This window comes from Bradyrhizobium sp. LeoA1Lang (genome assembly GCF_055413685.1).
In genome coordinates this window covers 1-3853 of the sequence record NZ_JBVAPG010000324.1, presented here as the reverse complement: position 1 = coordinate 3853, position 3853 = coordinate 1, and the positions used below count along the sequence as shown (strand labels likewise).

The 3853-nt window shown below is 63.5% G+C and carries 5 protein-coding genes; 3 read left to right on the top strand and 2 right to left on the bottom strand.

Features of this window, described 5'->3' with window-relative positions; all coding sequences use genetic code 11:
• Window positions 1-298: 298 nt before the first annotated feature.
• Entirely contained in the window at window positions 299-781 is a 483-nt protein-coding gene (locus tag ACZYOF_RS42750) for a DUF992 domain-containing protein (protein WP_130584118.1), read from the bottom strand.
• A 196-nt stretch (window positions 782-977) separates the two neighbouring features.
• Window positions 978-2180 (bottom strand): pyridoxal phosphate-dependent aminotransferase, encoded by a 1203-nt coding sequence (locus ACZYOF_RS42745; protein ID WP_463719492.1) that lies wholly within the window; start codon window positions 2178-2180, stop codon window positions 978-980.
• A 337-nt stretch (window positions 2181-2517) separates the two neighbouring features.
• Here ACZYOF_RS42745 and ACZYOF_RS42740 point away from each other — a divergent pair, with 337 nt between their 5' ends.
• From ACZYOF_RS42740 to ACZYOF_RS42730, 3 genes are all read left to right on the top strand, one after another.
• Complete coding sequence (locus tag ACZYOF_RS42740; protein ID WP_394569844.1) at window positions 2518-3171, top strand: glutathione S-transferase family protein; 654 nt, start codon at window positions 2518-2520, stop codon at window positions 3169-3171.
• A gap of 167 nt (window positions 3172-3338) precedes the next feature.
• Window positions 3339-3515, top strand: coding sequence for a hypothetical protein (locus ACZYOF_RS42735; protein WP_463719491.1), 177 nt, complete (start codon window positions 3339-3341; stop codon window positions 3513-3515).
• Window positions 3516-3576: 61 nt separating this feature from the next.
• Window positions 3577-3717 (top strand): hypothetical protein, encoded by a 141-nt coding sequence (locus ACZYOF_RS42730; protein WP_282532337.1) that lies wholly within the window; start codon window positions 3577-3579, stop codon window positions 3715-3717.
• The last annotated feature ends 136 nt before the right edge of the window (window positions 3718-3853 follow it).

The window sequence follows — 3853 nt, the reverse complement described above, 5'->3', positions numbered from 1 at the left end:
CCACGGTTGTGGCCGGAGGGGGTAACGGGCGACTTCGCCACGCGTCTTGGCCGGTGGCCACCGGCCAAGACGCTAAATCGCTTCCATCGCACAAATCATGCCCGTGCAGATACAAGGGGTTGTCTCCACAAGCGACGGTACTCGTGGAGAGAACCCCTCACCCAAACGTGTTGGTGGCCCGCGCCTGAGCTGCCCTCTACCACAAGGGGCGAGGGCACATCAACTGGCATCGCGCATGTGTCTTCGTCAAAGTCGTAGGGTGGGCACGCTTCGCTTTGCCCACCCTACGGCACTGGCCTTAGCGCCCCGGCCGGAGTTCCAGGCTCGCTAGGCCGGCGGCCACGTTGAGGCCGACCTGGCCTTGCAGGCTCAGCGGCTGCAGCGCGATCGAATTGTTGGAGCCGCCGACCAGCACGTTGCCGCCGACACCGACGCCGAGCGTCGCGCTGCCCTGCGCGCCCGCATAATTGCCGGAGAGGTCACCAGGCCCGATCCGCGAAACCGGCGCGTAGACGCCCCACGCCAGCGCCGTCTCCTCGGTGATGCCGATATCGAGGCCCACCTTCTGGATCGTCGCGATGTAGCGGTCCTCCGGCACGCCCTCGGCGCGCAGCACGCAGCCGAGATGGGTGACCGACCCCACGATGAAGCCGACGCTGGCGCCGCCGCGACATTCCAGGACCCCAACCCGCACGCGCTCCGGCTGCTGCGCGCTGGCGCCGGTGATGACGGATGCGAGCATGACGATGGCCGTGCCCGCGCGAAGAACGAAGCGACGCATGAAGATATCTCCGGCTGAAAAGATGTGACGTGAGGTGAAACGAAGGATCGCGCCCGCCCGCGGCGCGTGCTCGTCTATGCCACAAGCTTCAAGGCAGTACCAGATTGGCGGCGCAACCAAGTTGCGCTCCGTCATCTTCAAGAACAATAAAAAGGCCCGCTTGCGCGGGCCTCTCAATCTCGCTCGACCGATCGGACTATCGCAGATTGCCGCAGAAGCGCTGGATGCGCTTGCAGGCATCCTCGAGATCCGAGGTCTTGGTGGCGTAGGAGATGCGGAACGCCGGGCCGAGGCCGAAGGCCGAACCGTGCACGACCGCGACACCCTCGCTCTCCAAGAGCTCGGTGACGAAGTCCTCGTCGTTCTCGATCACCTTGCCGCTCGGCGATGTCTTGCCGATCGTGCCGGCGCAGGACGGATAGACGTAGAACGCGCCTTCCGGCCGCGGGCAGTCGATGCCGGTCGCCTGGTTCAGCATCGAAACCGCGAGGTCGCGCCGTTCCTTGAACACCTTGTTGTTCACGGGAATGAAATCCTGCGGACCGTTGAGCGCTTCGACGGCGGCCCACTGCGAGATCGACGACGGGTTCGAGGTCGACTGCGACTGGATCGTCGCCATCGCCTTGATGAGCTGCGCGGGCCCGCCGGCATAGCCGATGCGCCAGCCGGTCATGCAATAGGCCTTGGAGACGCCGTTCACCGTCAGCGTGCGGTCGTAGAGCTTCGGCTCGATCTGCGCCGGCGTGGTGAAGGCGAAGTCGTCATAGACGAGGTGCTCGTACATGTCGTCGGTCATCACCCAGACATGCGGATGCTTCACCAGCACGTCGGTGATCGCCTTCAGTTCGGCGCGGGTATAGGCGGCGCCGGTCGGGTTCGACGGCGAGTTGAGGATGATCCATTTGGTCTTCGGCGTGATCGCCTTTTCCAGATCCTCTGCGCTGAGCTTGAAGCCGCGCTCGGCCGTGCACACCACCGGCACCGATTCACCGCCGGCGAGCGCGACCATTTCCGGATAGCTCACCCAATAGGGCGCGGGAATGATGACCTCATCGCCCGGATTGATGGTCGCCATCAGCGCGTTGTAGAGCACCTGCTTGCCGCCGGTGCCGACGATCACCTGGTTCGGCTTGTAGCTGAGGCCGTTCTCGCGCTCGAACTTGGCGATGATCGCCTCCTTCAGCTCGGGAATGCCGCCGACATCGGTGTACTTGGTCTTGCCGGCCTCGATCGCATGGATCGCCGCCAGCTTGATGTTGGCAGGCGTATCGAAGTCCGGCTCGCCGGCGCCCAGCCCGATGACATTGCGGCCCGCCGCTTTCAGCGCGCGTGCTTTATCCGTGACCGCGATCGTCGCGGACGGCTTCACACGGTCAAGCGCAGCGGACAGGAAGGACATCATCGTCTCCAAATTTTGGTGGAAAGAACGCACAACGGCGCACGACCTTTTCTAGGACTGTTGCGGTGCAGCGGCAAGCGAAAAGCAGGGTTTCCTCGGCACTTTTGCCGCAGCTTTACTTCGCACACCCTCGATCAGACCCGCTGTGATCACCTGATAGCAGAGGCGTGATCGTTGCTGCGCCAATGGAATCATTCTGCAGGCGTGCGTTGCGGGAGCGGTTTTCGACTTTTTCCATCCTGCAGGTCTTGCGACGCACCCCCATCGGCATCATTGTGGGGTTGCGTTTGCGGCGCCATCAGCCGCTAACGCCCTTCGATTGGTGAACTCGGGCAAGATGTACAAGCTCTATTCGATGCAGCGCTCCGGCAACAGCTACAAGGTTCGCCTTGCGCTGGCGCTGCTGAATACGCCCTACGAGGCCGTCGAGATCGACATCCTGCGCGGCGAGAGCCGCACGCCGGAGTTTCTGGCGAAGAACCCGAGCGGCCAGGTGCCGCTGCTTGAAGTCGGGAACGGACGCTATCTCGCCGAATCCAACGCCATCCTCTGGTATGTCGCCGGCGGCACGCCGCTCGCGCCGGAGTCGGTGATCGACCGGGCGGAGGCGCTGCAGTGGATGTTCTTCGAACAGCATGCGCTGGAGCCGAATATCGGCGCGGCCTATTTCTGGCTGTCGCTGGTGAAGGGCGGCCGCGACCTCCAGACCCACGCGCTGGAGGATTGGATGGAGCGAGGCTATGCCGCGCTGCAAGTGATGGAGAACCATCTCAAGATCGCGCGCTTCTTCGCCGCCGACCAGCTCACGGTCGCCGACATCGCGCTCTACGGCTACACCCACCTCGCCGACCGCTGCGATTTCGACCTCGCCACCTTTCCGGCGATCCGCGCCTGGCTCAGGCGGGTCGAGCACGTGCCCGGCTTCGTCGCGATGGACTGGCGACAGGTGGCCGAAATCGACGACACCGCGGGCATCGCCGCAGGGGCCTGAATAGCGGGAATTCCGGGTATAGCCCGTAAAATTACGGGCAAAACCTCCCACTACGCCGTGATTTTGCCATTTTTCGCACGGTCGCCGCCGCAATATTGCCGGCGACGATTGCGAATCCTCCAGCAGACGACGTGGGTGATTCGCCCGCGCATGTGAGGATTTGGACCATGACATGGTCGCACGGCACGGCCGGCTCCAAGAGCCGCCCCGCGCCAGCAGTCCCGTCCCGACTGGCGAGCGCGACCGCCACCTCGGTCACGATCGGCGCGTTGTCACTGTGTGTTGTGGTCACGCGGACAATGCTGTCGATCAAGGTCACGATGGCGATGCTGCTTTCGACCTGATCCGGTGGTTTCAGAATCGTCAACCAACGCAAGGCGCGATGACTGAGATCGCGACCAGAGCATGTTGAAGACACCTGTCGGACTGGTAACGGTTGGACTGACCGTCGCGATCCTGCTCGCGGCCTCGCTGCTGATCGTCACAGGCACCCGCGGCGAGGATCGCCCGCCCGTGCTGCGCGTCCTGCCCCGCGCCGCGAAGTAGTGCTGGTGACTGAACCTCCTCCGAATGAGTGGACACCTGTAGTAGGCTCATTGAGCCCGGAGGTGTTGAATGGAACGTCAACGTCGGTCATTTACCGAAGAATACAAGCGCCAGACCGTCGAGCTGGTGTTGTCGA